Below are 22,793 nucleotides of genomic sequence, written 5' to 3' on the forward strand. Positions count from 1 at the left end.
CACGACAAGGGCCGCCGCCACGCCGCCCGCCCCGCCCGGGAAAGGGCCCGCACCCGGCCGGGATCCTCTGTACCGGGCCGGGTTCCTGTGCCACGATGCGCGGCCGCCCACACTCGGGGACGGGTGGCCGGAGCGCGGCTGGAGGCCGGGTTCAGAGCGGCTTGACGCCGGGACCGGGACGACTTGGGCCGTGGGGAGTTCGGCAGGGCGGCCATGGGCGTCCCGGGGGGTTCCGGGGCCGGTGCCCCGGGTGTGTTCCCTACCCGGGCCGGGGCGTGCGGGCGGGGCACCGGGTGGCGTTCGCGGTCGGCGACTACGTGGCGAACGACAGTCTCCTCGGCTCGGGGAAGCGCAAGGCCGGCGTGACCGCGACGACCCTGATCCCGGGCGAGGACCTCGGCACGGCCATGACCGTGGGATTCTCCGCGAAGCCGTTCGAGGTGGTCCGTGCGCACTACGTGGCGCGTGACCCCGACAAGGGCATCGACGAGGTGACGCCGGTCGTGACGCGGGCGATGGGACTGTACGAGGGCGGGGCCGCCGCGGAGGAGCCGATGTTCCAGCCCGCCGACCCGCTCGCCGACACGGCCGCGGTCCTCGGCGATGAGGTGCGCGTCCGCGCGGTGGAGGTGCTGCACCGGCTCGCGGCCCGCAAACCGGAGGCATATGAAGCTGAGGGCCGACCGAAACGAGTGTGCAGGTCAGAAGCCCCCTAACCGCAATCTCTATGCCGTGAGGGGGGCGGGCGTGACCTCGTCCAACTTGCCGTGTTCATCGAGCTGCCGGCGGACCTCAGAGTCGTCGGTGAACATCGCAACCACAGGATCCGGACTTCGTTCCCAACGGGGGCAACCGAGGTGCTGACTGCTCCACACGACGTCGCTCCTGTGGCACGGAGCGCGAGATTCGACGCCCTGTTGGCTCCGTCGCGTGGCCAGCTACCGTGCGGACCACCGTCTACGTGAGGGGACCTCATGACCCGCAAGCTATGGAAAGTCGGCACGAACTCCGGCAACGACGGATGCCCCACCCTGTACAGCGAGCCCGGTACCGACACGTACGTCGTCCAGGGCGATCCCGTGACCGCCGCGTCCGAACTCGCGCAGCTCGACCTCGCGGACGGAGAGGCGGCCGTGACCGTGCCGCGCGAGTTGCTCGCCAACTTCGGCCCGAAGGAGCCCGTGCACGTGCCCCAGTTCATCAGCTTCGAGGACTTCGGCGGCATGTTCGCCAAGCTGAAGTACTCCGCGTGGAGGTTGGAGACCCGCCGCCGCTACGCCTCCGACGAGGAGACCGACACCTACGCCCAGTTCCTCGCCGAGGGCCGCGTCGACTGGGACCTCGACGACCCCTGGTGCGCCGGCCGCCGCGAGCAGTCCGCACTCGGGAAGCGGTTTGAGCGGGTGCGGATCCTCGACGAGCCGCCGACCGTGGGCCAGCGGTACCTCCTCGACAACGCGGCCCGGAACGCCGCGGTGGGCGAGGACATCCGCGTCATGGCCCGCAGCCGCGCCGAGGAACTGGGCCTCCCCCATGAGGACTTCTGGCTGTTCGACGCGCGGGTGGTCGCGCTGCTCCACCACGACGACGCCGACAACATGACCGGCGTCGAGCTGATCACCGATCCGGTGCAGGTCCTCCGATACGCGCAGGCCCGCGAAGCTGCCTGGCATCACGCCGTGCCGTACGACCAGGCTCCGGGTAACTTGCCCATGTGAGCACGGACTTCCAGCAAGCCCGCGAGGCGCTCGGCCACCGGCTCCGCGAACTCCGCGGCGACCGCACCCAGCGGGATCTCGCAGGCCTGCTGGACTGGCCGCAGGCCAAGGTCTCGAAGCTGGAGACCGGACGGCAGACCGCGACCGCGGACGACGTCACCGCGTGGGCCGAAGCCGTAGGTGACCCGGAGACAGCCTCGGAACTCACGGCCCGACTCCAGGGCCTGGAGACACAGACGCGGTCGTGGCGGCGCCAACTGCGGGCCGGGCACCGGCCGGTGCAGGACGTCCTCACCGTCGAGTACGAGCGGTCTACGGAGCTGCGTGCGTGGCAGGGCGCGATGGTCGTCGGCATGCTTCAGACCCCGGACTACGCGCGCACCGTATTCACTCGGTACGCCGAGCTCCACCAGTCGCCCCGGGACGTCGAGGACGCGGTGCGCGCCAGAGTCCAGCGGCAGAGCCTCCTCTACCAGTCCGGCCGTACGTTCCACGTCCTGCTGTGGGAGGCCGCGCTGCACGCGGGGGTCGCCCCTCCGGGCGTCATCGCCGCGCAGCTTGACCGCCTGACGAGCGTGATCGGCCTGGACACCGTGCGCCTCGGCATCGTCCCCTTCGGCGCGCAGGTCGGCGTCCCGCCGGCCAACGGTTTCTGGCTGTACGACGACCGCACGGCCATCGTCGAGGAGTGGCACGCCGAGCTGTGGCTGACCGATGCGGACAGCCTCGCCCTCTACCGCCGGGTGTGGGACACCCTCGACCAGTCCGCGGTGTACGGGACGCACGCGCTGCGCTTGGTCGCGCGGGCACGGGCGCAGTTCACGGACCGCCCGTAGCATCACCGCGAATCGCCGAGCCGGGCGGGCGAATATTCGCGAATCGGATCGGACGCTGATTCGCACGGCTCCCTACCGTGCTGGTCATGACCTTGCACTCTGCCCCGTACGTAGGGCAGGCGGGACAGGACTGGCTCCTCTCCTGCGCCGACACCCCCGCCGAGATACGCGCCGCGTGGGACGCCGACGAACTCGGCGACTTCCCCACCAGCGGCCATTGGACCGCGGGCGAGACGACGCTCCCCCGGACCATGGACGCGATCAAGGCGATCCCGGCGCAGCGGCGGGGCCCGGTGCTGGCCGACTGCCACCAGGGCATCGCCTGGTGGCTGCTCCCGCCCACCCTCACCGACGAACTCGACGACATCCCCACACTCACCGTCCGGTCGCGCGGATGGATCCTGCGCTGCCCACCAGTCCTGTACCCGGTACGCGGCCGGGTGTGGATCGAACGGCCGGACGGCTCGGGCCGGCTGACCGGCCCCGTACTGCTCGGCGCTGCGCTCAGTCCCGGCGGCGGGCCCCGACTCCCCTCGGAGGCATGCAGATGACGACCACCTCGACCGAGACCACAGAAACCGCGCTCCTTGAACTGCGCGGTGCGCGCCTGATCGAGTCGGCGACGACAGAGCGGGAGCTGGCCGCGGCGCAGGCCCTCGTCGACGAGGAGACGATCCTCGCCCACCGCAGCGTGCTCGGAGCCCTCGGACTCCTTGACCTCCCAGAGGTGGCCACGGTCGGCTGGGAGGGGCTGATGGGCCGCGTCTACACGCTCGGCCTGGACGCCGAGGAGCGGGCGTTCCTCGGCCTGGTCCTGTCGATGGTGGGCATCGGGAACACTCCGCTGTCCACGGTCTCCGACCTCGGCGAGCGGCGTCTCTCGATCATCCTGCGGGCCATCGCACGGCTCGCCGGGAACGACACCCTCGCGGTCGGCCGGCGGATCTGATCTGTCCGCCCTCCTGTTCCCGCTGCTGGTGCGCTCGGCAGTGCACCGGCAGCGGGGGACAACGCCCGCCCGCCCTTGCTCTTCCCCCGCGTACCCCAGGTCGGGCGGGCTCCAGGCCATCAAGCCGCCAGGAAGAGGACCGCAACCAAACCCTCGAGCTCCTCCAACTCGGCCGGACTGATCAACACGGCCACGATCTGCCCACGGTGGGTGATGGCGACCTGCCTGTGCTCGGCGCCGACCTGCCGGGCGATGGCTCCGAGCTTGTTCCGGGCTCGGTGATGGGATACGCATCCATGCACCGAGCCTTACGCAGCGTGCACTTCTGAGCAGCTACTTTTCGATGAGCTCGAAACGCCAGAGGGACAGGCCTCCTGTCTCTTTCGCGCATCAGGTCCATAAATCGGGTGGCTCGGCTCAGTCGATGCCGCGGACTATGTGCGGTTCGGTGGAGACCGCCGCCTCGTCGTCCGCGCCGGCGAGCCGCAGCGGCGGGGCGCCCGCCTGTGCCGTGCCGCCGACGTAGCTGTGGGTGTGGGCGTGGCGCAGTGGCTGGTCGAGTTCTTGCCAGTCGTCGTTCACCGGTTCGTCCCTTCGCCGGACTTCGCTGTCCTGGGCGCAGATTGGCCGATCGGACACCACGGCGTCGAAGGGCGCTCGCGTTCCCTCGGGAGCTGCCCGGGACCGGGACGGTGCAGCCGGTCCATGACGTACGGATGCGAGATCGTCTGCCTCGCGGTACTGGAGCTGGGCGGGAGCGTACGGCAGCCAGGCCCGTGTGGCGTCCGCTCCGGTTCGAGCGGTGGTGGGGACCCCTGGCCTTGTGGGCGGATCCGCAGGTGTCGTACGGGCCTGGCCGGCCGCGTCGCTGGTGCCAACGTCCGTCAATCTAGCGAGGGTTCGCACAGGGCCGGTCGAGTCCTGGTCGAGACCCGGGGCGGTTCCTGCCCGGTCTGTGCCGGAGCCGGCCGTCTGCGGACACGGATGCGGTGTGGGTGTGGGTGGCGGAAAGAGGGGCGGCCGCACGGCTCGCGGGGACGGCGAGGCCGGCCGAAGTACGGGGCCGGTGGCCGGGCGGCCGGGTTGCGGCGCACCGGGGGCGGGGCGGCCGGTGCGGGGATGTCGGGGTGCCGGTGCGGGGTGGGGCTGCCCGTCGGCGCCGCGGCGGCCGAGGGCCAAGGGCCGAGGAGCTGGTGTGCGGTGGAGGCGGGCGGTCCGGGGTCGGGTGGCGCGGTGTTGTGCCTGAGGGCCGCTCGAGAGCCGCCACAGCCGCGGCACAGGGCGCGCGGTGGCCGGAACACGACGGGCGGGAGCCGTTCTATGGTCCCCGGAACGCGGCCCGATCCGAGGGAGAGCGATGAACAGCACACGACCTGCCCTGCGCCTGTTCGTCCTGCACCATGCGGGCGGCTCGCACCTGCTCTACCGCACCTGGCCCGCCGCTCTGCCCCCGTCGTGGGATGTGCGGCTGCTCGACGCCCCGGGCCACGGGCTGCTCCTGGACAGGGCGCAGATCACCGATGCCGGCCGCCTCGCGGACCATCTGCTGGACGGTATCGAGGCGGAACTGGACGGCCCCTACGCCCTGTTCGGGCACAGCATGGGCGCCCTGCTGACGTACGAGATCACCCGGCGGGCTCTCGCGCGGGGCCTGCCGCTGCCGGTGTGGGCGGGGCTCTCGGCACGGACGGCACCGCAGCCGGGAGGGCAGGGGCAGCGCTACCACCAGTTGTCCGACGCCGACCTGCGGGAGCGTCTGAAGCTGCTCGGCGGCACACCCGGTGATGTCTTCGAGGACCCTGATCTGTGGGCCCTGTTCGAGCCGGTCATCCGCGCCGACCTGCGGCTGGTGGAGACCTGGCGGCCCGCCCCGGACGCCGCCGTACTGCCGGTGGCGTTGTCCGCCTACGCGGGCGGCGCGGACCGCTCCGTCCCGCCCGCCTCGATGACCGGCTGGGCCCGCCACTTCGAGCCCTTCCTGGGCCTGCGGGTCTTCGACGGCGGCCACTTCTACTTCGCCGGCGATCCCTCGCCGCTGCTGCGCCAGATCCGGCGGGACGCGACCGCCGCGCTCGACGCCGCGACCACGGCCCGCCCCCGCTGACCCCATCCCACCCCACCCCACCCCCGGCGGGCACGGCACGTGCCCCGCACCGCGCAGGGACCCGTACCCGCACGTCGTACGTCGCACGGACCCCTGCGGCAGACACGTACCGACAGATGAATGTCAGGAGCCAGAACATGAGGACAGGCAAGAGATCCCGGGCCGGTGCGGTCGGTGTGGCGGCGCTCGCGCTGACGGCGGGCGTGTTCACCGCCCCGGCCCGGGCGGCGCACGACACCGCCCCCGCCCCGGCCGCCCACCAGGCGACCCGGCGGGCGCTCGAGGCGGCCGTCGCGGCCGGTGTCCCCGGTGTCACCGCCGCGGCGCGCGACGCCGGCGGGGTGTGGAAGACGGCCGCGGGCGTGGGCGACCTGGCCACGGGCGCCGCGCGCGGCACCGACGACCGGTTCCGCACCGGGAACATCACCGACACCTTCGTCGCGACGGTCCTGCTCCAGATGGAGGCGGAGAAGAAGCTGCGCCTGGACGACAGCGTGGACCGCTACCTGCCGGGCCTGGTCAGCGGCAACGGCAACGACGGCCGTGCGATCACCGTGCGTCAGCTCCTCAACCACACCAGCGGCCTGTTCGACTACGTCTCGGACCCGGCGTACGGGCAGACGTATCTGGCGGGCGAGGGGTATCTGCGCCACCGCTACGACACGCTGACGCCCCTGATGCGGGTGAAGGTGGCCCTCGCGCACCCGCCGGCGTTCGGACCGGGTGTGCGGCACTGGTTCTCCAACACCAACGACGTCCTGGCCGCCCTCGTGGTGGAGAAGGTCTCCGGCCGCTCCTACGAGGACGAGGTACGCCGGCGGATCATCGAGCCGCTGCGGCTCACGGCGACGTCGAATCCCGGCGAGCGCACCGGCCTGCCCCGGCCCAGCAGCCGCGGCTACTCCCGGCTGTTCGCCGCGCAGCCGGACCGGGTCGACGACGTGACCGCGGTCAACGGCTCGCAGAACTGGGGCAACGGCGACATCATCTCCAGCGCCGCGGACCTGAACCGCTTCTTCGGGGCCCTGCTGCGCGGAAAGCTGTTGCCGGCGCAGCAGCTGAAGGAACTCAAGACGACCGTCGACAACCCCGACTTCCCCATCTCGTCCTACGGGCTGGGCATCGAGCGGCTCACGCTGGGCTGCGGCATCACCCTCTGGTACCACGACGGCGGCGCGGTGGGGTGGCTGTCGCTGTCCGCCCTGACCGAGGACGGCAGCCACCAGCTGACGTTCAACTACAACAGCAACTGGGGTGCGGAAACGGTCCTGCCCGTCCTGGACGCCGAGTTCTGCCCGGCGCCGTCCGCCGCGCACTGACCGGCCCCGCCGGCCGTGGGTGACGCCCTGTCGCCCCGCCGGCCGGTCCCGGCGGCGGTGCGATGCCCCTCTCCCCCTCTCCCCCGCGTCCCCTGAGGGACGGGGCGGGGCGGGGCAACGTCGTAGAGGTGTTCGCCGTGCGGTAGTTCGAGTTCGGCTCCGGTTCCGCTCCAGCCCGCGCTGGAAGAGTCCTCGCCGGTCGTGTGCCACAACCCCCTTCTCTCACTGGAGGCATGATGGAACGTCAGGCCGTTCGGACCGCGGGGTCGCACGGCGGCCCGGCCACCGCTCTCACGCAGGGCGCGCCGCAGCAGCCGCGCACGGTGGCGGCCGGGGCGCGCCGGGGTCAGGTGCTGACGACCCGGGTGGGTCTGCAGATGCCGGAGCTGATGGCGTACGACGAGTGGGAGCGGGCCGGGCGTCAGCTCGCCGATGTCCTCGACTCCTCGTCGTGGTGGCTGGGCGACTGGCTGGTCTACGGCAAGGACCACTACACCGACCGCTACCAGCGCGGGATACGCGCGGTGGGGCTCTCCTACCAGACGCTGCGCAACTACGCCTGGGTGTCGCGGCGTTTTCCGCTCGCCCGGCGCCGGGCCGGCCTGAGTTTCCAGCACCATGCCGAGCTGGCGTCGATGCCGGCCGAGGAGCAGGAGCGGTGGCTGGAGCGGGCCGAGCGGCAGCGGTGGACGACCAAGCAGCTGCGCAGTGCGCTGCGTGCCGCGCGCCGCAGCGAGCAGCAGCAGCCGGCCGTGGCGCAGGCGGAGGAGGCCGCTCAGCGTCTGGATCTGCCCGGCAGCCGTCTGCAGTGGTGGCACCGGGCGGCGGAGCAGCTGGGTGTCGATTTCGAGCAGTGGGTGACGGCGACACTGGACAGCGCGGCCGCGACCGCGCTGCGGGACCCGGACGCACCCGTCGACCACGCAGAGCACCCGCAGGACCCGCAGCACGCCCAGGACCCGCAGGACGCGTCGGAAGGGCAGGGCGGGCCTGTGGGGGGCCGGGAGGCGGTGTCCGGGGTCCGGGGTGTCGCGGCACGCGGCGCGGCAGCCGTCTCACCGGCTGCGGCGCGGGGTGGGGCGCCGGCTGTGGGCAGGGGTGAGGGCCGGGACGGTGCGGCCGGTGGCGGCAGGGCGGTGCGGGTGCGGGCGGTGGCCGTCAGCGCCTGACATCCGGCGCCGCGGCCCCCGCCCCCCCCCGCCTGGTGTCGTTCAGGGAAGCCGGCTCATCAGGCCGGCCGTCTCGCGCTTGTAGGTGCAGGCGCTCTGCCCGAACGACTCCCGGACCCGCTCGCGGACTTCGCCGGGCTGCTCCTGGCTGAGCTTGAACATGCCCTCGGCCCCGGTCACGGTGAAGCGGAACGCTCCCACGGCAGGCGCGATCTTGCGGAAGTAGCCGAGGGAGGCGGTCATGTCCCAGCCGTCGCCGAACCGTCCCTCGAAGGCGCGGACGGTGGACTCCACGACGCCCAGGGTCTCCTGCACCGAGTCGATCTTCTCCACCACGCCCCGCACGTGGACGGCGGTGAAGTTCCACGTCGGGGCGGCCGGGGTCACCTCGTAGACGGTGGGTGAGACGTAGGAGTGCGGGCCGGTGAACGTCAGCAGCAGGACGCTGCCCGACTCCAGTGCCGCCCAGTGGGGGTTCGCCCGGTTCATGTGTCCCAGGAGGGTGGCGCCGGGCAGTTCGCCCGTCCACTCCCCCGAGGTGTCGGGGTCGAAGATGACCGGCAGGTGGGTGGCGAACGGGCCGTCCTCGGGGCGGCCGTTGGCGGCCGCGAGGGCCAGGGGATTGGCGCGGATCAGGTCCACCATCCACGAACTGTCCGGTTCACGGTAGGAGCTGGGCACGAACATGCGGATTCACCCTTTCGGAAAATGGCTCGGAGCATGACGGTGGATCGACGAGCGGTTTCGGTTCGGGGCGTGGCCGATCGCGGATCGGATCGCACGCGGGTCCGGTATTGCTCCGGGCATCTCGCCGTCGGCGGTGCCGCGCGGAGTTCTGGAAATGTGCGCCGACCATATCGCCGTCCCGCCGGCAGGACAACGCTTTCCGGATGCCGGGCACTTCGAGAACTTCTCGAACGGTCTTCATGCCATCTTCAAGTTGCCTTTGAGAGGCTCTCCACAGCAACACTGCAGAACGGTCTCTCGGGCCACCGGCCGAGTTTTCCAGACGCAAGCGGGAGAGTTTTCTATGGGCATAACGGGCAGGCGCAGCCAGGAGATCTACGACGTGGTCGGTATCGGGTTCGGCCCGTCCAACCTGTCGCTCGCGATCGCCTTGGAGGAGCACGGGGCGAGCGCTCCGGAGCATCCGGTCACGTCCCATTTCTTCGAGCGGCAGCCTTCGTTCGGCTGGCACCGGAACATGCTGCTGCCGTCGACGACCATGCAGATCTCCTTCCTCAAGGACCTGGCGACCTTCAGGAATCCGATGTCCCGGTTCAGTTTCATCTCGTATCTGCACGCCGCGAACCGGCTGGTGCAGTTCGTGAACAACCAGGACTTCTTCCCGACCCGCCAGGAGTTCCACCAGTACCTGGAGTGGGCGGCCGCGAGCCTGGGCGACCGGGTCACCTACGGCGCCGAGGTCACCGCGATCCGGCCAGGCACCGAGGGCGGGGTGGCCCGTCCCGACCTCGTCGAGGTCGAGGTCCGCGCGGGTGACGGCACCCTCAGCCGGGTGACCGCCCGCAACGTGGCCATCTCCACGGGCCTGGTGCCGCGGCTGCCGGAGGGGGTGAGCGCGGACGAACGGGTGTGGCACAGCTCGCAGTTCCTGGGCCGCTTCAACGAACAGGACCCGGCCGGCCTCAAGAGCGTGGCGGTGGTCGGCGCCGGGCAGAGCGCGGCCGAGATCACCCGGTTCCTCCACGACGCGCTGCCGGACGCCCAGGTCAGCGCGGTCATCCCCTCCTACGGCTACTCCGTCGCCGACGACACCCCCTTCGCCAACCAGGTCTTCGACCCCGGCGCGGTCGACGAGTACTACTTCGGCAACGAGCGGGCCCAGGACGCGTTCTGGCGCTACCACCGCAACACCAACTACTCGGTGGTCGACGCCGACGTCATCCAGTCCCTCTACCAGCGGCTGTACGACGAGCAGGTGCGCGGCAGCCGGCGGCTGCACTTCCGCAACCTGACCCGGGTCGCGGAGGTCAAGCGGGCCGGGAACGAGACGCGGGTGCTGCTGCGGTCGCTGCTGGACGACTCGACGGAGGAACTGGCCGTCGACGCGCTGGTGTTCGCCACCGGCTACGACGGCCTGGACCCGGCCCGGCTGCTCGGCGACTTCGACCGGCACTTCCAGCGGGACGCGGCCGGCCGCCACCGGGTGGAGCGCGACTACCGCCTGGTGCCCGCGTCGGATCTGACCTGCGGTATCTATCTGCAGGGCGGCACCGAGCACAGTCACGGCCTGTCGTCGGCGCTGCTGTCGAACATCGCCGTGCGCAGCGGTGAGATCGCCGACTCGATCGTACTGGGGCGCACCGAGCGGGAGTTGGAGCAGGGCTGCCCGGTGCAGGCCGAACCCTCCGCCGTCTGATCCGCGCCCTCCCCCGGGCGGGTGCCGCCCGGTCCCCCGGTGCCGCCCCGTCGGCACCGGGGACCCAGAGCGGAACGCGAGCAGGCCGCGAGCGGCCGCCCACGGTGTTCGGCTCGCGGTGTTCGGCTTGCGGTGTTCGGGTACGGCGGTTTCTCCGTGCACGGCGTCCGCGGGCTCCCCGGAACGCCCGCGCTCGGACCGTTTCCCGAGGGAACGGCGAGCGGAATTCAAGCGGAACGCGAGCGCCCCGCGAGGGATATTCGAGCGATCCGTTGCTCCGGTTCACCGGACCGAAAGAGGGATGCTGTGGGAACTATTCCGCCTATGCTCGCGGCTGATACCGGATGCTGTCCTGTCGGCAGGACGTGAGTGCCCTGGGCGGCGGCATGCGGAAAAGAGCGAAGAAGCCGCCCGTGTGCGGGTGCCGGCGGGAATCGGCTTCCGCCGGTCCGTGTGCGGCGCGATGATGGCGGCGCGTTCGGCGGGCGGGGCCTTTAGGTGTTCACCTTCCCAACGGGGCGCCGCACGGCCAAGTCCTTTCGTGCCGTCTTCAAGCGCATGTCCACCGGTCTGCGGAGCCCGCCCCCGCGGCCCGGGGCCCTTTACCGAAGGAGTCGTGCCTATGCGTGCCAACCGCCCCGCCGGCGGCCCCACCCCTCGGCGTGCGAGGTTCTCGTGACCGTCAGCGTGCATCCCGCCCAGGCGATGGCCTCGGCGGTCGGGGAGGCCCTGCCGTGGCTGGCCCGCCACCAGGGCCGCACGATCGTCATCAAACTCGGCGGCCATGCCATGGTCGACGCCGGCCTCACGGCGGCCTTCGCCCGCGACGTCGTCTTCCTGCGCTACGCCGGCCTGCGGCCCGTGGTGGTGCACGGCGGAGGCCCCCAGATCGACGCCGAGCTCGCGCGGCGCGGCCTGCAGCGCGAGTTCAGGGCCGGGCTGCGGGTCACCTCACCGCCCGCGATGGAGGTGGTGCGGATGGTCCTCGCCGGTCAGGTGCAGCGCGAACTGGTCGGTCTGATCAACCGGTTCGGGCCGCTGGCCGTCGGCATGACCGGCGAGGACGGCGACACCCTCACCTCGGTGCGGCACGTGCCGTGGATCGAGGGGGAACCGGTGGACATCGGCAGGGTCGGTGACATCACGGGGGTGAACACCGGGGTCATCGAGGGCCTGTTGGCCAACGGCCGGATCCCGGTCGTCTCACCGCTGGCCCGCAGCACCGAGGACGGCCTGGTCCACAACGTCAACGCCGACACCGTCGCCGCCGCCCTGGCGCGGGCGCTTCGGGCGCACGCGCTCGTCATGCTGACGGACGTCGCGGGCCTGTACGCGGGCTGGCCGCACAGCGACGAGGTCATCGAGCAGCTGACGGCCGGCGAGCTGGAGAAGCTCCTGCCCGAACTGAGCGAGGGCATGGTGCCCAAGATGACCGGCTGTCTGGACGCCGTGCGCGGCGGGGTGGGCGCGGCCCGGGTGATCGACGGACGGGTCCCGCACGCGGTGCTCCTGCAGATGTTCGCCGGACACCGGGCGGGCACGCTCATCGTGGCGGACCCGCACGAGAGTGAGCCCCGTCCGTGAACCACCGACCACGTGAGCCACACCAACAGCAGCGGTGCGGGCGGGTCGCCCGGGCCAGTGGGCCCGTCGGCGGCGCGGACGGCACCACGCGAGCGAAGGCGAGGGCCGTGCCCGTGACCGACACCCCCTGGGCTCCCGGCCCGGCCGGCACTCACCTGCACGCCCTGCCCTCCCCCGCACCCGCACCCCGCCCTGCCGACCTGCCGCGGCAGGGCCATGACGTGCGTCTGGTGGCCGGGGCGGATCTCACGCCGCGGCGGGCCGCCGAACTGGCCGTCGCCGCCGAGAGCGCCGGCGGCCAGGCCCGCGAACTGGCGCGCCGCCTGGCCCTCTCCCTGTCCCCCGAGGCCCGCGGGATCCTGCTGAGGGCCCTCATCGAAGCCGACTCCTACGATGTGGACGACGCCGACGTGTACGGGTACGACGTCGGGGTGTACGAGGTCGACGGTGAGGACGGGTACGACGGCAGGCCGTACGGCAGTAGCGTGTACGCCAGTGGGAGTGGGCCGCTTGCCCAGGTGTCCGGAACGGCGGCTGCTTCTTCTTCCGCCGGGCTGCGTCTCGTGCCCGCGGAGCGCGGGGCGGGCAGGGTGAGCGGGCGCGTCGGGGGTGGGGCGCCGGCGGGGGTGGTGCGGCTGCGGTTCGCGGACGTGGTGGCGCTCGATCGTGCGGGGGCCGCCTTCGGCGCGGGGCCGGGCGGGGGCGCTGTCAGCGATCCTGCGACGCTGACCCTGCAGATCCCCGGCGAGGCGGGCACCGAGATGCTGCGGGCGGTGCTCGAGGTGCTGGACGCGGCGGCGCTCACGGCCGAGTCGCTGACGGTGCACTCGCACGAACTCGACGACGTGTTCTCCGCGTTGACCGGCCTGCCCTAGACAGCTCTCTTCAGGGCCGGCCAGTCGCTCTTGCCGGACGTCGCCTGCGGGCTCGGTAAGGTGAACGGGTTTTTGAGGAAGTGCCTGTGCACCTGCGCTGTCCCAGGCACTGCCTTCGAGCGACGGGTCTTCAGCAGAGCCTTCACGGTCCACCCTCCAACATCGACGGCCCAGCACGTCCCCCGGTGTGGACGGCCCGTCGCCTGCATGGATCCAGCCTGCCCGCTACCGTGGTGAGCGATCGGCCACCGATGAGGAGGTGGGCACAATCACCCTTCCCGCAGCACTTCGCCCCCGCCCCGGAAACCTGCGCGAGGTCGCCTCGCAGATCGAGAGCGCAACTGGACTGCGAGTGGAGATCATCGGAGGCAGTCTCGTGATGCCCCCCACGCCGCGCGGCAAGCACGCGGGTACTATCCGCCGCGTACGGGTCCAGATCGAACCCCTTCTACCAGCGAACCTGGCCCCGTACGAAATGTCATCGGTTGCCATGCCGGAGGACCCCGACGACTACGCCACCCCGGACCTGGCAGTACTGCCCGTCGAGTGGGACGAAGACGACTCCTGGCTTGCCGACCCCGGTGACGCTGCCCTGGTGGTCGAGGTGATCTCGCAGTCGGAGAAGGCGAAAGAAATCTCCGACAAGAACGGCTGGTACGCCCGCGCCGGGGCCAGCGTGCTCCTCGTCCTGGATCCTCGTACCGCTCGCTGGGTGCTGCACACACATCCGAAAGACGGCGAGTACCACGGCCGACTCGACGGTATTTATGGAGAGGACATCGAGCTGCCTGCTCCGCTACCGTCGCCGATCGACACCAGCGTGCTCCCGCGTTACGGCTCTTCCTAAGGTCTGCCCCGCATACACCGCGCCGGATGCCCTGAGGACCGCTGGCTTCCTCCCCTTCATCTTCTCGGAGTTCGCCCCGAACAGGCAGCTCGACGGCACCGTGGGCCTCCCCCGCGGGTGGAATGGGTCGCTCGTGTCATGGAATGCGTGCGCGCCGGCCCGGGCGACACGAACTTCTCGAGGCTGATCGAGGGCGTCAGCGCCATCCGGGCCGAGTTGGACGACGAGGCCGAACCGATCCCGCGTGGGATGACTCAGGCAGGCGCGGCACAACGGCCAAGACCATCAGCGCGTGGACTGTGCCGGGGGTGCCGCCGGCCCGTTCCCTCAGGATTCACCCGCCACAATCTTCGTTGTGCCGTGCGCGAGGGTTCTCTGTCCAACTTCGCCCACGGCTGATGCTGCTACTGATAGCGTTCTACGCGATGTAGGTACCCGGCATGTTCGCTCTGACCTGCAATGATTGAGCCCTGGGTACCTTGGCGGTACTGTGACCGCATGGCAGCACTCAACGTGGACTTCTCTGAAGCAGAGCTCGATGACCTCCGGGACGCGGCCCGCGAGCAGGGCATGACGCTGAAAGCCTTCGTGAAGTCCTCGACGACCGACGCGATCGCCCATCAGCGGAGCCTGAAGAAGGCAGCGACTGAGTTCCAGCGCGCCTTCGCGGACCCCTCGCTGGCCGAAGCTATCGAAGCGGCCGGCATCGACGACGGTCCGATGGCGAGCAAGACGGGTAGGGCAGCCTGAAGCAATGGCGCCTTCCTTGCACATCGACGTGCGCTGGCTCCTGCAGCAGCACGAGACGGCCCTTCCCGACCAGCCTCACATCAGTGACTTCTCAGCCCTGGTCGCGGCCGTCGCGCGCCATCGCGTCGATCCGCCCCGCCTGGGCGTCGACCCGGATGCTTCCTGGCGTGCCGCGGCGCTCCTGCACACCCTGCTCCTGCTCAGACCCTTGCCGTCCCTCAACGTCCGGTTCGCGTGTGCCACCGTCATCGCCTACATGCATGCCAGCGACGAGGGCCTCGACGTTCCGTACGGCGAGCTGGTCGAAATGTGCAAGGACCTCTTGGCAGGCAAGGACAGCGTCTTCGGCGCCGCCGACCGGATCCGTTCCTGGCGCATCTGACAGCGCCCGCACCATCCACGGCGGAGGCCGTCCCGGGCGTCAGCTCGCGAGTGCGGCTTGCTTGCCCGCACCAGCCATGAGACTCACTGGGGGCATCGTCTCGGCTGAGGAGACAGGCGATGCCGACACCGTGCGAGACCCTTGCAGAGCAAGACTGTCTTCCTCGGCGTGCGCCAGTGCGAGGTGGTCAGCAGGCGTGGGCACGAGGACGGCCTCTCAGGATGGTCGAAGCCGTTATCGGGCACGCCTCCTGCAAGCCGTCGGCCGCACGCGCGCCCGCTCCTACGCGGCCGGCCCGCAATTCCCCCGGGATGCCCTTGATGCTGCACAGACGCCGATGGCTCTCAGCAATCCCTACCAGCGGTCGCCCGGCACCTGAGCACACCACCCCGCACACCGGCGCCAGCCCTGGGCAGCTGCGGCCTGTGGGGCGCACGTCTGGCGAATGCGCTCAGTCTCCAAGCCCAGACGGCTCGCGCGGGAGCTCTCGCTGAACCGATGAAACATCGAGACAGCCGGTCGGCTCACCTTCACCTACCCGAGTGGGGTGAGCCGACCGCCGGGCCGGTGATGTGCCCTCTGGCCCGGCGGCCTTGTTCGCCGGGCTGTCAGGAGAGGTCGAGGGTGCAGCACTTGACGCTGCCGCCGGCTTTGAGGAGCTCGCCGAGGCTGACGCCGATCGGGTTGAAGCCGCGTTCCTTGAGCCGGCCGATGAGGCCGGTGGCCGCCTGGGGCAGCAGGACGTTGAGGCCGTCGCTGAAGGCGTTGAGGCCGAAGACGGCGGCGTCCTGGGCGTCGGCGAGGACGGCATCGGGGAACATCTCCCTGAGCACGGCTCGGCTGCCGGGGCTGAAGGCCTGCGGGTAGTACATGATCTCGTCCGCGGAGAGCACCGCGAGCGCGGTGTCCAGGTGGTAGAAGGCGGGGTCGACCAGGGTCAGGCCGGTCACGGGGAGGCCGAAGAACTCCTGGGCCTCGGCGTGGGAGCGGGCGTCGGTGCGAAAGCCGGTGCCGGCCAGCATCCGGCGTCCCACACGCAGGTAGTCGCCCTCGCCCTCGTTGATGTGCTCGGGCCACAAGAGTTCGCGGTAGCCGTTGCGGGCGAACCAGTCGAGGTAGGCGGGGCCTTCCGCGGTGCGCTCGCGGTGACGGAAGCGGGCGCCGAGGACCTTGCCGTCCACCACGGTGGCGCCGTTGGCGGCGAACACCATGTCCGGGAGGCCCTCGACGGGCTCGACGACCTCGACGGTGTGTCCCAGGGACACGTACAGCTCGCGCAGTTGCTCCCACTGGAGCAGGGCGGTGGCGGTGTCGGTCGGCTTGTCGGGGTTCATCCACGGGTTGATGCTGTAGGTCACGTCGAAGTACTGCGGGCGGCACATGAGCAGACGGTGCGGGGTCGCGGTGCGCGGGGTGCGGGGTGTCTGTTCCTGGACTGCGGTGCCGGTCGACGGCATGACGGGTCCTCCTGTGTTCTTCGTGGGAGCAGGGGTGCGGGCGCGGCGTCGCGGGGTGTGCGGCGCCGGCCCGGCGTGGCCCGGTGGCGGGCCTTCGTGCGAGGCGGGTGCGGGGCCCGACCGGTTCCCGGGGTGACCGGGGGCTCGGGCCGGGGGCCGCGCGGCGCATCCGGCGCCCCGGCCGGCCGGGGACGCCGCCGGACACGGCCGGCGGACGTCGTCAACTCCCCTTTTCGCAGGGGTGGTTGATGTCCTTGTCCAGGCTAGCGGGGTGGGGCCGGCGGGGGCGCTGTGCTCGATCGGTGTTCAAGCGTTCCCCCACGGCGGCTTCCCCGTGCCCGCGATGCCGCGCGGTGCCGGCCCGTACCCGCGGTGCCGGCATGGGCCGGTGGTGTGCGGGCGGGGCGGGACCGGTGGGGCGGGTCGGGTGTCAGGGCAGGATCGGTGCCGGGTCGGGCAGGGCGATCAGCTGGGGCACGCTGCGGCTCCAGGGGAAGCCGTGGTGGAGCTGGAGCACGGCGGGCGAGGTGGGGTCGACGATCACCGCGACGGCGGCCAGCACGTCGGGGGCCGGTTCCAGTTCCAGAAACCGCCAGCGCGGGGCGCCTTCGCTGTCGTCGTGGGGAGGTGTGAAGCCCAGGACGCCGTTGTCCTCGGCCAGTTCGAAGGCGAACGAGTCGAAGGGCAGGCCAAGGCCCAGGCCGCGGGCCTTGGAGTAGGCCTCCTTGAGCGTCCACAGGCGCAGCACCCGGCGGTCCTGGGGCCGGCCGGGGGGCGCCTTGGCCACCCACTGCTGTTCGGTGGGCGCGAAGGTGTCGACGACGGCGCTCAGGCCGCGGTCGCCGCGGTCCAGACGTTCGACGTCCACACCGATGCGGTGGCGGCGCACCATGCCGAGCAGGTTGTGCCCGTGGGTGTGGGAGAGGTTGAAGTCGAGTTTGCGGCCGCCGCGCAGCAGCCCCTCGGGGGGTTTGCGGAAGAAGGGGCGGCCGCGGGGCGAACGCCAGATCACCGCCTCCGACTCGGGCACGCCCGTCTCCAGGGCCAGCACGCGGCGCACCAGGACGTGCGCGATGAGGTACTGGTGACGGTCGCGTTCGAACAGGAAGCGTTCGGCGAGTTCGCGTTCGGGTGCGTCCAGCCAGGCCCCTGCCAGGATTTGGGCGAACTCGGCGGCGAGTTCCTCGTTGGTGCAGAACCAGAGTTTGACCGGCGGGGCCCGGTCGGGTTCCCCGGGTCCGGCCGGATGGCCGCGGTGCAGGACGGTGGGCTGCATCAGCTCGGCTCCCCCGCCACGCCGGCCCGACCGGCCTCGTCCGCCGGGGCGGCGGTGGGGTGGGTGTCGCCCAGCCACAGCGGACGGCGCAGGAGAGGCGACGGGGGCAGGGGCACCACCATGGCGCCGGCGCCGGCGCGCCGCTCCAGGGCGGCCCAGTCGACGGGCAGGCCCGACAGCCACAGCCGCCTCAGCTGCTCCAGCCGCCCGGCGTGCCACAGCGCGGCCAGGTAGTCGCCGGTCTCGGGCACGCCGGCGAGGGCGTAGGGGTCGTGCGGGGCCGAGCGCAGGTCGGCGCTGACGATCCCCTCACCCTGCGTGCTCTGCCCATCCTGCGTGCTGTGCGTGCCGTGCGGTCGGGCCGCGAACCGGGTCAGTGCCGTGTGGAGTTGGGGCAGGTCGCGGACGGTCAGGGCGAGTCGGCAGGGCAGTGCGGCACGGCCCGTGCGCAGGGTCCGGGCCAGCGCTCCGAGCGAGGGCGGCGGGCCCACGGCGGGTGCGGGGGCCGGCTTCGGGCCGGGGGCGGATGCCGGGGTGGCGGGCGTGCCCCCGTCGGGGGTGGTGTCCGGGGTGGTGGGTGGGGTGGTGCGGTCGGCGGGTCGCGTGCCGGCCGGGGCGATCGGTTCGGCGGGTCGGGTGGTGGCGGGGGCGATCCAGTCGGCGAGGCGGGCGGCCAGCGCCGCGAGGTGGGCCGGGGTGGGCGCGGACAGCAGCACGAGTTCCTCACCCGCCGCCTGTTCCGGACCGGACCCCGGCACCTGCACCGGTGCCGGTGCCGGTACGGGTGCCGGTGCGGGTGTCGGCCGGGGGGTGGTGGGGCCGGTCTGCGGGGGCGGGAACTCCTCGAGGAGGGCTGTGACGCGGGGGCCGTGGGCGGGGGCGAGTTCGACGAGGGCGGTGCGCGGCAGTTCCTGTCCGTGCGGGGTGCGCGGGCGGGGCCAGGCCTTGGCGGCGGGGCGGCCCGGTGCGGGTGCGAGGGTGGCGGTGCGCAGCTGGAGGACGGCGGAGGTCAGGGCCGCGATCCCGGTGGCCGCGCCGGCGTCGCCGATGCGGCGCGCGGTCGTCGCCGCGTTCTCGCGGACGCCGGGGCCGGGGGCGGGCGGGCCGGACTGCCGGGAGGGTGCGGGGTGGTGGGGGCGTGGGCCGGTGGTGTCGCTGAGTACGGCGTGGATGTGGTCGCCGTCGGCGAGGGCCCGGGCGAGGGGCTTGAGGACGAGGGCGCCGGCTCCCTCGCCGGCCGTGTCGCGGGCGCGCGAGGGGTGCAGCAGCAGTTCGACGCCGCCGGCGACGGCGGCGGCGCATTCTCCGCGCCGCAGGGCGCCGACGGCAAGGTGCACGGCGGTGAGTGCGGAGGTGGCGGCGCTGTCGACGGCGTGAGCGGGGCCGCTGAGGCGCAGGCGGGCGGCGAGGCCGGCGGCGAGGTCGCCGTGGCCGGCGGCGGGCATCGGCCGGCCACGGCTCCAGTCCTGGGCGGCGAGCAGGGCGTAGTCGGCGGAGCTCACGCCGGCGAATACGCCCACGGCGCGGGGGCTGCCGTCGGGTCCGGTCAGAGCGTCCAGGCGGGAGCCGGTGCAGCCGGCGTCCTCCAGGGCCTCCCAGACGATCTCCTGGAACAGGCGTGCCTGGGGGTCCATCAGGGCGGCTTCGGCGGGGTCCAGTTGGAAGAACTCGGCGTCGAACTCGGCTGCCCCGGCCAGGAAGTGGCCGCGCAGGCCGGGTTCGAGCAGGGATCCGCCGGGCCGGTCCAGCGGCCCGGCACAGGAGGTGTCCCGCCCCTCGCGCAGGTTGTGCCAGTGCAGGTGCAGGTCGGGCGCGCCGGGGTAGCGTCCGGCGATCCCCACCACGGCGTACCGGTCCAGGTCCGTTTCGGGTCCGTCGGCGCCGACGGCACCTGTTTCCCGGCTGCGGGCGTCTCCCGCCGGCCGGCCCACCGGGTCGCAGGTGTCCCGCGTCATCGGGGTGGAGGGGTCCTGTGCCGGCGGGGCGGAGGTGGTGGTTCGGGCCGCCGGGGCGGACGGTGTGGTGGGGGCGGGCGCGGGTGCGGTCCGCGCGTGCGCGGGCCGGGCCGGTGCGGCCGGGGCCGGGTGGTTGACCGGGGCAGGCGTCGCCGACCGCGCCTGCCCCGGCGCCGCCTCCCCCGCCGGTGCCGCGTTGCGTGCGAGGCCGGCCGGCGGGGACTGCGTGCTGCCGGTCCCGCCTCCGGCGGGCCGGTTGGCACCGCGGGCGGGCAACGGCTGCTGCGGGCCCGGGTGCCGGGGGGCGGTGGTGGACATCAGGGCCGTGAGGATGCGGACGGCCTGTGCCCGTTCCAGACGTCCCGCCTTGAAGCGGGTGAGGACTTCGCGTTCGTCCATGAGATCCGCTGTGACGTCCATGGGTCGGCTTCTTCAGTCCCGGTGCGAGAGCTGGCCCAGCGCGTCGTCGATGGACAGCCATCCGGCGCGCACCGCGTCCAGCAGGGCACCGATGCCCAGCGGGGCGGCTCCCGGCACCGTCACGCCCAGCAGGGCGGGCAGGATCTCGGGGACCTGGTGCGGCGGGGCGGCGGCGACGATGTGCACCGCGAGGCTGACGAGGTCGGGGTGGTCGTAGAGGGTGCCGGCGGGTTCCTGCAGCCCGTAGATCCGGTTGACGGCGGCGACGAACTCCGAGGCGATGACGGAGTCGACGCCGAGCAGGGTGAAGGCGGCCTCGGTGTGGATGTCCCAGGGGTCGCAGCACAGGATGCGGGCGAGTTCCTCGCGCAGCGTCTCCAGCACCGGCCCGACCGCGTCGTCGTGCGTCTGTGCCGGCAGGGCGGTGGACGCCAGGGGGCGGGCGGGCGCGGGATGTCCGCCCGCGGCGGCCGCGGCGTGCGGGAGCACGGTGCGCGCCAGGTGACGGGCCAGAGCGGCGGGCGTGGGGTGGTCGAGCAGGACGTCGGCGCGCACGTCGGTGCCGTAGTGGCCGTTGAGCGCGGCGACGAACTGGACGGACAGCAGCGAGCCGAGGCCCAGCAGCCGGAAGGTCTCCTCCGGGTCGATCCGCTCCGGCGTGATCCGCAGGACGTCGGCGAGGACCACGACGAGTGAGCCGAGCAGCTGCTCGTGCGCCCCATCGGAGGCAGCCGGGCGGGGGAACTGGCTTTCATCGTGCATGACTTGGCTCCAAGGGTTCCGTCCTGCAGGCCGAAGGCGGGAACAGCAGCGGTACGTCCCCTCCGCGGACGCCCGCCCGGCCGGGACGGCCGGCCACACCGGCTCCGGATGAAGGGGCGAACCGGTAGTGCCGTCGGGCTTCCTCAAGACCAAACCATACCCGCTGTTTTGGAAGAGTTCCAGGGCTCACCTTGAGACCACCTTGAGAGATCCACCCTCGCAGGTCCGTCTTCAAGTCACCCCAAATAGGATTCAATTGGGGCAGTTCTCGTTCAAAAACCAGCAGACCGCGCGCCCTGTTTATGTCTCGCGGCGGACGACCGGTCCCGACGTAACTCCCCGGGTGTCAGATCGCCCCTTACGGGAGGGGTGGTAAACAGGCATGGCGGTCTGTATTGGGGTGCAGGGGGTGGCCCGGAGGAAAGCCCGGTCGCGGGCCCGGCGGGGTGAACAGGGCACGGGCCGGGTCTGCCTGAGCCCGCGTCATACCGGCCACGGCCCCGTGCACATCCCGCGCGGTCCCGCGCACACGGAGGCGCCCGCCCCGGTCGGCGGACGACGGGGACGGGCGGTGCACGCCGGCGGAACGATCGCGCGCGTCAGCCGGGTGCGGGCGCCTCGATATCGAGCTCGACCCTGTTCCCGCCGAAATCGGCGATCAGGCGCAGGTCGGCGTTGACGGCCCCGAGGTAGCGCTGAATGGTGGCCAGTTCCAGTTGATGGACCGGGGTCCGTTCGATCCGGGAGACGTTCGACTGCTGGATCTTCATCAGGTCCGCCACCTGGACCTGAGTCAGCCCCTGGGACCGGCGCAGTTCAGCGAGAGTCACGGCCGCTCCCGCTGTCGCCGTAGCGGGTGAACCGGCTGGTGTCGATGTGCCACGGGCCGATCTCGACGCTTTTGCCGAACGGGTATTGCCTGTGCGTGGCATAGCTGGGGCCTTCAGGGGCGGCGTAGGGCTCGGTGTGGGCGTGGACAGTCCCTGTACGAGGGTCGACGATCAGATAGTGCGGGATCCCCATGGCCGGGTAGTCGCGGAGCTTTCCCTCGTAATCGTTCTCCGGGTTCGCCCGCGAGACGACCTCGCAGACCATGAGAACGTCGCCCGGCCGGGCCGGTTCGTCTCGCTCGAGAAGGTCCTCGTGGAACACCATCAGATCGGGGACCCGCCTCACACCCAGCGAAACGTCCTCCAGGTCGGTGTCGCCGTCGGCGAGATACCCCGGGTTCGTCCCGGGAAGCTGGGCCTCCAACTGCACGCGCAGGGACCGCGCAAGGCCCAGGTGTCGGCCGACGGAGCTCGTCATTATGACAATCTGCTCGCCGCTGATCTCAAGCTTCCAGGGTTCGCTTCGGGACGCGGCGAGCAGCTGGTCGGCGTACTCACGCATCCGCTGATAGTCCATGCACGAAATATTTCACCGGCGGAACGTCGGCAAGTCCGTTGGTCATGGAAAGGCCCGACACTGATGGTGCAGGAGCCGCCCCCTGGTCCTCAGAAGAAGGGGGTGCAGCGGGCTGTCGCGAAGCGCCGGCTTCAGACGGCATTGCCCGGGGTGCGGGTCTCGCGCGGGTGCTGCTGGGCGGCGTAGACCGCGACGAAGGCGGCCAGAGCGCGCGGGTCGCCGTGCGGGCCCAGTGCGGTCAGCGGCACGCCGGGGCCCGGTGCGCGGGTCAGTGTGCGGTGTGCCTGCAAGGCGGCGGCCATCAGTTCACCGCGGGGGCGGCGGGCGTGGTCGGGGTGCGTGCAGGCCGTCGCCAGTGCCTCGGCCCAGGCCTGGGAGGCGGTCTCGTCCCTGCGTGCACGCGAGGCCGGGACCGGGGCAGGGGCAGGGGCCGGGGCGGGAGCAGCGGCGGTGGGGGTTGCGGTGGGGGTGGGGTGCGGCATGGCTGCCTCCTCGGCGTCCGGCTGCTCTCGGCCGGGCCGACTGCCCGGTGCCGTGCGGTGTGCGGTGCGCGGTGAAGTGCGGCGGTGCGGTGGTGCGGTGGAGTACGGCGGCCCGATG

At 72.0% G+C, this 22,793-nt stretch carries 23 protein-coding genes; 14 read left to right on the forward strand and 9 right to left on the reverse strand.

The annotated features are described in order from the left end of the window. Positions 1–293 precede the first annotated feature (293 nt). The 5 genes from B0675_RS26035 to B0675_RS26055 all read left to right on the forward strand — a co-directional run bounded on the left by B0675_RS26035 (position 294) and on the right by B0675_RS26055 (position 3,503). Positions 294–716: a hypothetical protein gene (locus B0675_RS26035; protein WP_179165432.1), complete on the forward strand. Its 423-nt coding sequence runs from the start codon at positions 294–296 to the stop codon at positions 714–716. Between the two features lie 258 nt (positions 717–974). After that, positions 975–1,718, forward strand: a complete 744-nt coding sequence (locus B0675_RS26040) for a DUF6879 family protein (protein WP_081222071.1) — start codon at positions 975–977, stop codon at positions 1,716–1,718. Further along, positions 1,715–2,554: a Scr1 family TA system antitoxin-like transcriptional regulator gene (locus B0675_RS26045; protein WP_081222072.1), complete on the forward strand. Its 840-nt coding sequence runs from the start codon at positions 1,715–1,717 to the stop codon at positions 2,552–2,554. Before B0675_RS26040 ends, B0675_RS26045 begins: the two co-directional genes overlap by 4 nt. An 86-nt stretch (positions 2,555–2,640) precedes the next feature. Further along, complete coding sequence (locus tag B0675_RS26050) at positions 2,641–3,105, forward strand: hypothetical protein (RefSeq protein WP_081223881.1); 465 nt, start codon at positions 2,641–2,643, stop codon at positions 3,103–3,105. Continuing rightward, positions 3,096–3,503 carry a hypothetical protein gene (locus B0675_RS26055; RefSeq protein ID WP_143661104.1) on the forward strand — a complete coding sequence of 136 codons (408 nt, stop codon included), beginning with the start codon at positions 3,096–3,098 and terminating at the stop codon, positions 3,501–3,503. The genes B0675_RS26050 and B0675_RS26055 overlap by 10 nt, the downstream gene beginning before the upstream one ends. A gap of 417 nt (positions 3,504–3,920) precedes the next feature. On the opposite strand, the gene B0675_RS41480 is transcribed toward B0675_RS26055, so the two are convergent. Then, positions 3,921–4,085 carry a hypothetical protein gene (locus B0675_RS41480; protein ID WP_179165433.1) on the reverse strand — a complete coding sequence of 55 codons (165 nt, stop codon included), beginning with the start codon at positions 4,083–4,085 and terminating at the stop codon, positions 3,921–3,923. Between the two features lie 775 nt (positions 4,086–4,860). On the opposite strand from B0675_RS41480, the gene B0675_RS26065 reads away from it, so the two are divergent. From B0675_RS26065 to B0675_RS41485, 3 genes are all read left to right on the forward strand, one after another. Beyond that, positions 4,861–5,607 carry a thioesterase domain-containing protein gene (locus B0675_RS26065; RefSeq protein ID WP_081222075.1) on the forward strand — a complete coding sequence of 249 codons (747 nt, stop codon included), beginning with the start codon at positions 4,861–4,863 and terminating at the stop codon, positions 5,605–5,607. Positions 5,608–5,744: 137 nt separating this feature from the next. Beyond that, positions 5,745–6,926, forward strand: a complete 1,182-nt coding sequence (locus B0675_RS26070) for a serine hydrolase domain-containing protein (protein WP_081222076.1) — start codon at positions 5,745–5,747, stop codon at positions 6,924–6,926. A 233-nt stretch (positions 6,927–7,159) separates the two neighbouring features. Further along, positions 7,160–8,095 (forward strand): LmbU family transcriptional regulator, encoded by a 936-nt coding sequence (locus B0675_RS41485; RefSeq protein ID WP_241539991.1) that lies wholly within the window; start codon positions 7,160–7,162, stop codon positions 8,093–8,095. A 42-nt stretch (positions 8,096–8,137) separates the two neighbouring features. On the opposite strand, the gene B0675_RS26080 is transcribed toward B0675_RS41485, so the two are convergent. After that, positions 8,138–8,782 (reverse strand): FMN-binding negative transcriptional regulator, encoded by a 645-nt coding sequence (locus tag B0675_RS26080; protein ID WP_081222077.1) that lies wholly within the window; start codon positions 8,780–8,782, stop codon positions 8,138–8,140. A 343-nt stretch (positions 8,783–9,125) separates the two neighbouring features. On the opposite strand from B0675_RS26080, the gene B0675_RS26085 reads away from it, so the two are divergent. The 6 genes from B0675_RS26085 (at position 9,126) to B0675_RS26110 (ending at position 14,916) form a co-directional block, all read left to right on the forward strand. Continuing rightward, positions 9,126–10,478 carry a lysine N(6)-hydroxylase/L-ornithine N(5)-oxygenase family protein gene (locus tag B0675_RS26085; RefSeq protein WP_081222078.1) on the forward strand — a complete coding sequence of 451 codons (1,353 nt, stop codon included), beginning with the start codon at positions 9,126–9,128 and terminating at the stop codon, positions 10,476–10,478. Positions 10,479–11,183: 705 nt separating this feature from the next. Next, on the forward strand, positions 11,184–12,062 hold the full coding sequence (gene argB, locus B0675_RS26090) for an acetylglutamate kinase (protein ID WP_081223882.1): 879 nt from the start codon (positions 11,184–11,186) through the stop codon (positions 12,060–12,062). A gap of 107 nt (positions 12,063–12,169) precedes the next feature. Continuing rightward, a complete protein-coding gene (locus B0675_RS26095) occupies positions 12,170–12,937 on the forward strand; it encodes a hypothetical protein (protein WP_143661105.1) in 768 nt (255 codons plus the stop codon). A 187-nt stretch (positions 12,938–13,124) separates the two neighbouring features. After that, complete coding sequence (locus tag B0675_RS26100; RefSeq protein WP_241539992.1) at positions 13,125–13,784, forward strand: Uma2 family endonuclease; 660 nt, start codon at positions 13,125–13,127, stop codon at positions 13,782–13,784. Positions 13,785–14,282: 498 nt separating this feature from the next. Then, on the forward strand, positions 14,283–14,534 hold the full coding sequence (locus tag B0675_RS26105) for a hypothetical protein (RefSeq protein ID WP_081222080.1): 252 nt from the start codon (positions 14,283–14,285) through the stop codon (positions 14,532–14,534). 4 nt (positions 14,535–14,538) lie between these two features. Beyond that, positions 14,539–14,916, forward strand: coding sequence for a toxin Doc (locus tag B0675_RS26110; RefSeq protein ID WP_081222081.1), 378 nt, complete (start codon positions 14,539–14,541; stop codon positions 14,914–14,916). Positions 14,917–15,524: 608 nt separating this feature from the next. On the opposite strand, the gene ddaH is transcribed toward B0675_RS26110, so the two are convergent. From ddaH to B0675_RS26150, 7 genes are all read right to left on the reverse strand, one after another. Continuing rightward, the gene (gene ddaH / locus B0675_RS26115; RefSeq protein ID WP_081222082.1) at positions 15,525–16,373 is read right to left on the reverse strand and encodes a dimethylargininase; all 849 of its coding nucleotides are present in this window, start codon (positions 16,371–16,373) and stop codon (positions 15,525–15,527) included. A gap of 430 nt (positions 16,374–16,803) precedes the next feature. After that, positions 16,804–17,649, reverse strand: a complete 846-nt coding sequence (locus tag B0675_RS26120; RefSeq protein WP_081222083.1) for a 4'-phosphopantetheinyl transferase superfamily protein — start codon at positions 17,647–17,649, stop codon at positions 16,804–16,806. Further along, positions 17,649–20,024, reverse strand: a complete 2,376-nt coding sequence (locus tag B0675_RS42455) for a polyketide synthase (RefSeq protein WP_143661106.1) — start codon at positions 20,022–20,024, stop codon at positions 17,649–17,651. Before B0675_RS42455 ends, B0675_RS26120 begins: the two co-directional genes overlap by 1 nt. A 12-nt stretch (positions 20,025–20,036) precedes the next feature. Further along, positions 20,037–20,786: an acyl carrier protein gene (locus tag B0675_RS41490; RefSeq protein ID WP_081222086.1), complete on the reverse strand. Its 750-nt coding sequence runs from the start codon at positions 20,784–20,786 to the stop codon at positions 20,037–20,039. A gap of 599 nt (positions 20,787–21,385) precedes the next feature. Further along, the gene (locus tag B0675_RS26140) at positions 21,386–21,616 is read right to left on the reverse strand and encodes a helix-turn-helix transcriptional regulator (protein WP_206602738.1); all 231 of its coding nucleotides are present in this window, start codon (positions 21,614–21,616) and stop codon (positions 21,386–21,388) included. Beyond that, positions 21,603–22,193: a Uma2 family endonuclease gene (locus B0675_RS26145; protein ID WP_081222088.1), complete on the reverse strand. Its 591-nt coding sequence runs from the start codon at positions 22,191–22,193 to the stop codon at positions 21,603–21,605. Before B0675_RS26145 ends, B0675_RS26140 begins: the two co-directional genes overlap by 14 nt. Positions 22,194–22,324: 131 nt before the next feature. Next, positions 22,325–22,675 (reverse strand): hypothetical protein, encoded by a 351-nt coding sequence (locus B0675_RS26150; RefSeq protein WP_081222089.1) that lies wholly within the window; start codon positions 22,673–22,675, stop codon positions 22,325–22,327. Between the last annotated feature and the right edge of the window lie 118 nt (positions 22,676–22,793).

It is taken from the genome of Streptomyces sp. M41(2017) (genome assembly GCF_002078175.1).
GTDB lineage: Bacteria > Actinomycetota > Actinomycetes > Streptomycetales > Streptomycetaceae > Streptomyces.

What these genes read in the sequence shown, in the direction of transcription:
- B0675_RS26040 (WP_081222071.1), top strand. Translation starts at nt 975, where the DNA reads ATGACCCGCAAGCTATGGAAAGTCGGCACGAACTCCGGCAACGACGGA.
- B0675_RS26050 (WP_081223881.1), top strand. Translation starts at nt 2,641, where the DNA reads ATGACCTTGCACTCTGCCCCGTACGTAGGGCAGGCGGGACAGGACTGG.
- B0675_RS26055 (WP_143661104.1), top strand. Translation starts at nt 3,096, where the DNA reads ATGCAGATGACGACCACCTCGACCGAGACCACAGAAACCGCGCTCCTT.
- B0675_RS26065 (WP_081222075.1), top strand. Translation starts at nt 4,861, where the DNA reads ATGAACAGCACACGACCTGCCCTGCGCCTGTTCGTCCTGCACCATGCG.
- B0675_RS26070 (WP_081222076.1), top strand. Translation starts at nt 5,745, where the DNA reads ATGAGGACAGGCAAGAGATCCCGGGCCGGTGCGGTCGGTGTGGCGGCG.
- B0675_RS41485 (WP_241539991.1), top strand. Translation starts at nt 7,160, where the DNA reads ATGATGGAACGTCAGGCCGTTCGGACCGCGGGGTCGCACGGCGGCCCG.
- B0675_RS26080 (WP_081222077.1), bottom strand. Translation starts at nt 8,782, where the DNA reads ATGTTCGTGCCCAGCTCCTACCGTGAACCGGACAGTTCGTGGATGGTG.
- B0675_RS26085 (WP_081222078.1), top strand. Translation starts at nt 9,126, where the DNA reads ATGGGCATAACGGGCAGGCGCAGCCAGGAGATCTACGACGTGGTCGGT.
- argB (WP_081223882.1), top strand. Translation starts at nt 11,184, where the DNA reads ATGGCCTCGGCGGTCGGGGAGGCCCTGCCGTGGCTGGCCCGCCACCAG.
- B0675_RS26105 (WP_081222080.1), top strand. Translation starts at nt 14,283, where the DNA reads ATGGCAGCACTCAACGTGGACTTCTCTGAAGCAGAGCTCGATGACCTC.
- B0675_RS26110 (WP_081222081.1), top strand. Translation starts at nt 14,539, where the DNA reads ATGGCGCCTTCCTTGCACATCGACGTGCGCTGGCTCCTGCAGCAGCAC.
- ddaH (WP_081222082.1), bottom strand. Translation starts at nt 16,373, where the DNA reads ATGCCGTCGACCGGCACCGCAGTCCAGGAACAGACACCCCGCACCCCG.
- B0675_RS26120 (WP_081222083.1), bottom strand. Translation starts at nt 17,649, where the DNA reads ATGCAGCCCACCGTCCTGCACCGCGGCCATCCGGCCGGACCCGGGGAA.
- B0675_RS42455 (WP_143661106.1), bottom strand. Translation starts at nt 20,024, where the DNA reads ATGGACGTCACAGCGGATCTCATGGACGAACGCGAAGTCCTCACCCGC.
- B0675_RS41490 (WP_081222086.1), bottom strand. Translation starts at nt 20,786, where the DNA reads ATGCACGATGAAAGCCAGTTCCCCCGCCCGGCTGCCTCCGATGGGGCG.
- B0675_RS26145 (WP_081222088.1), bottom strand. Translation starts at nt 22,193, where the DNA reads ATGGACTATCAGCGGATGCGTGAGTACGCCGACCAGCTGCTCGCCGCG.
- B0675_RS26150 (WP_081222089.1), bottom strand. Translation starts at nt 22,675, where the DNA reads ATGCCGCACCCCACCCCCACCGCAACCCCCACCGCCGCTGCTCCCGCC.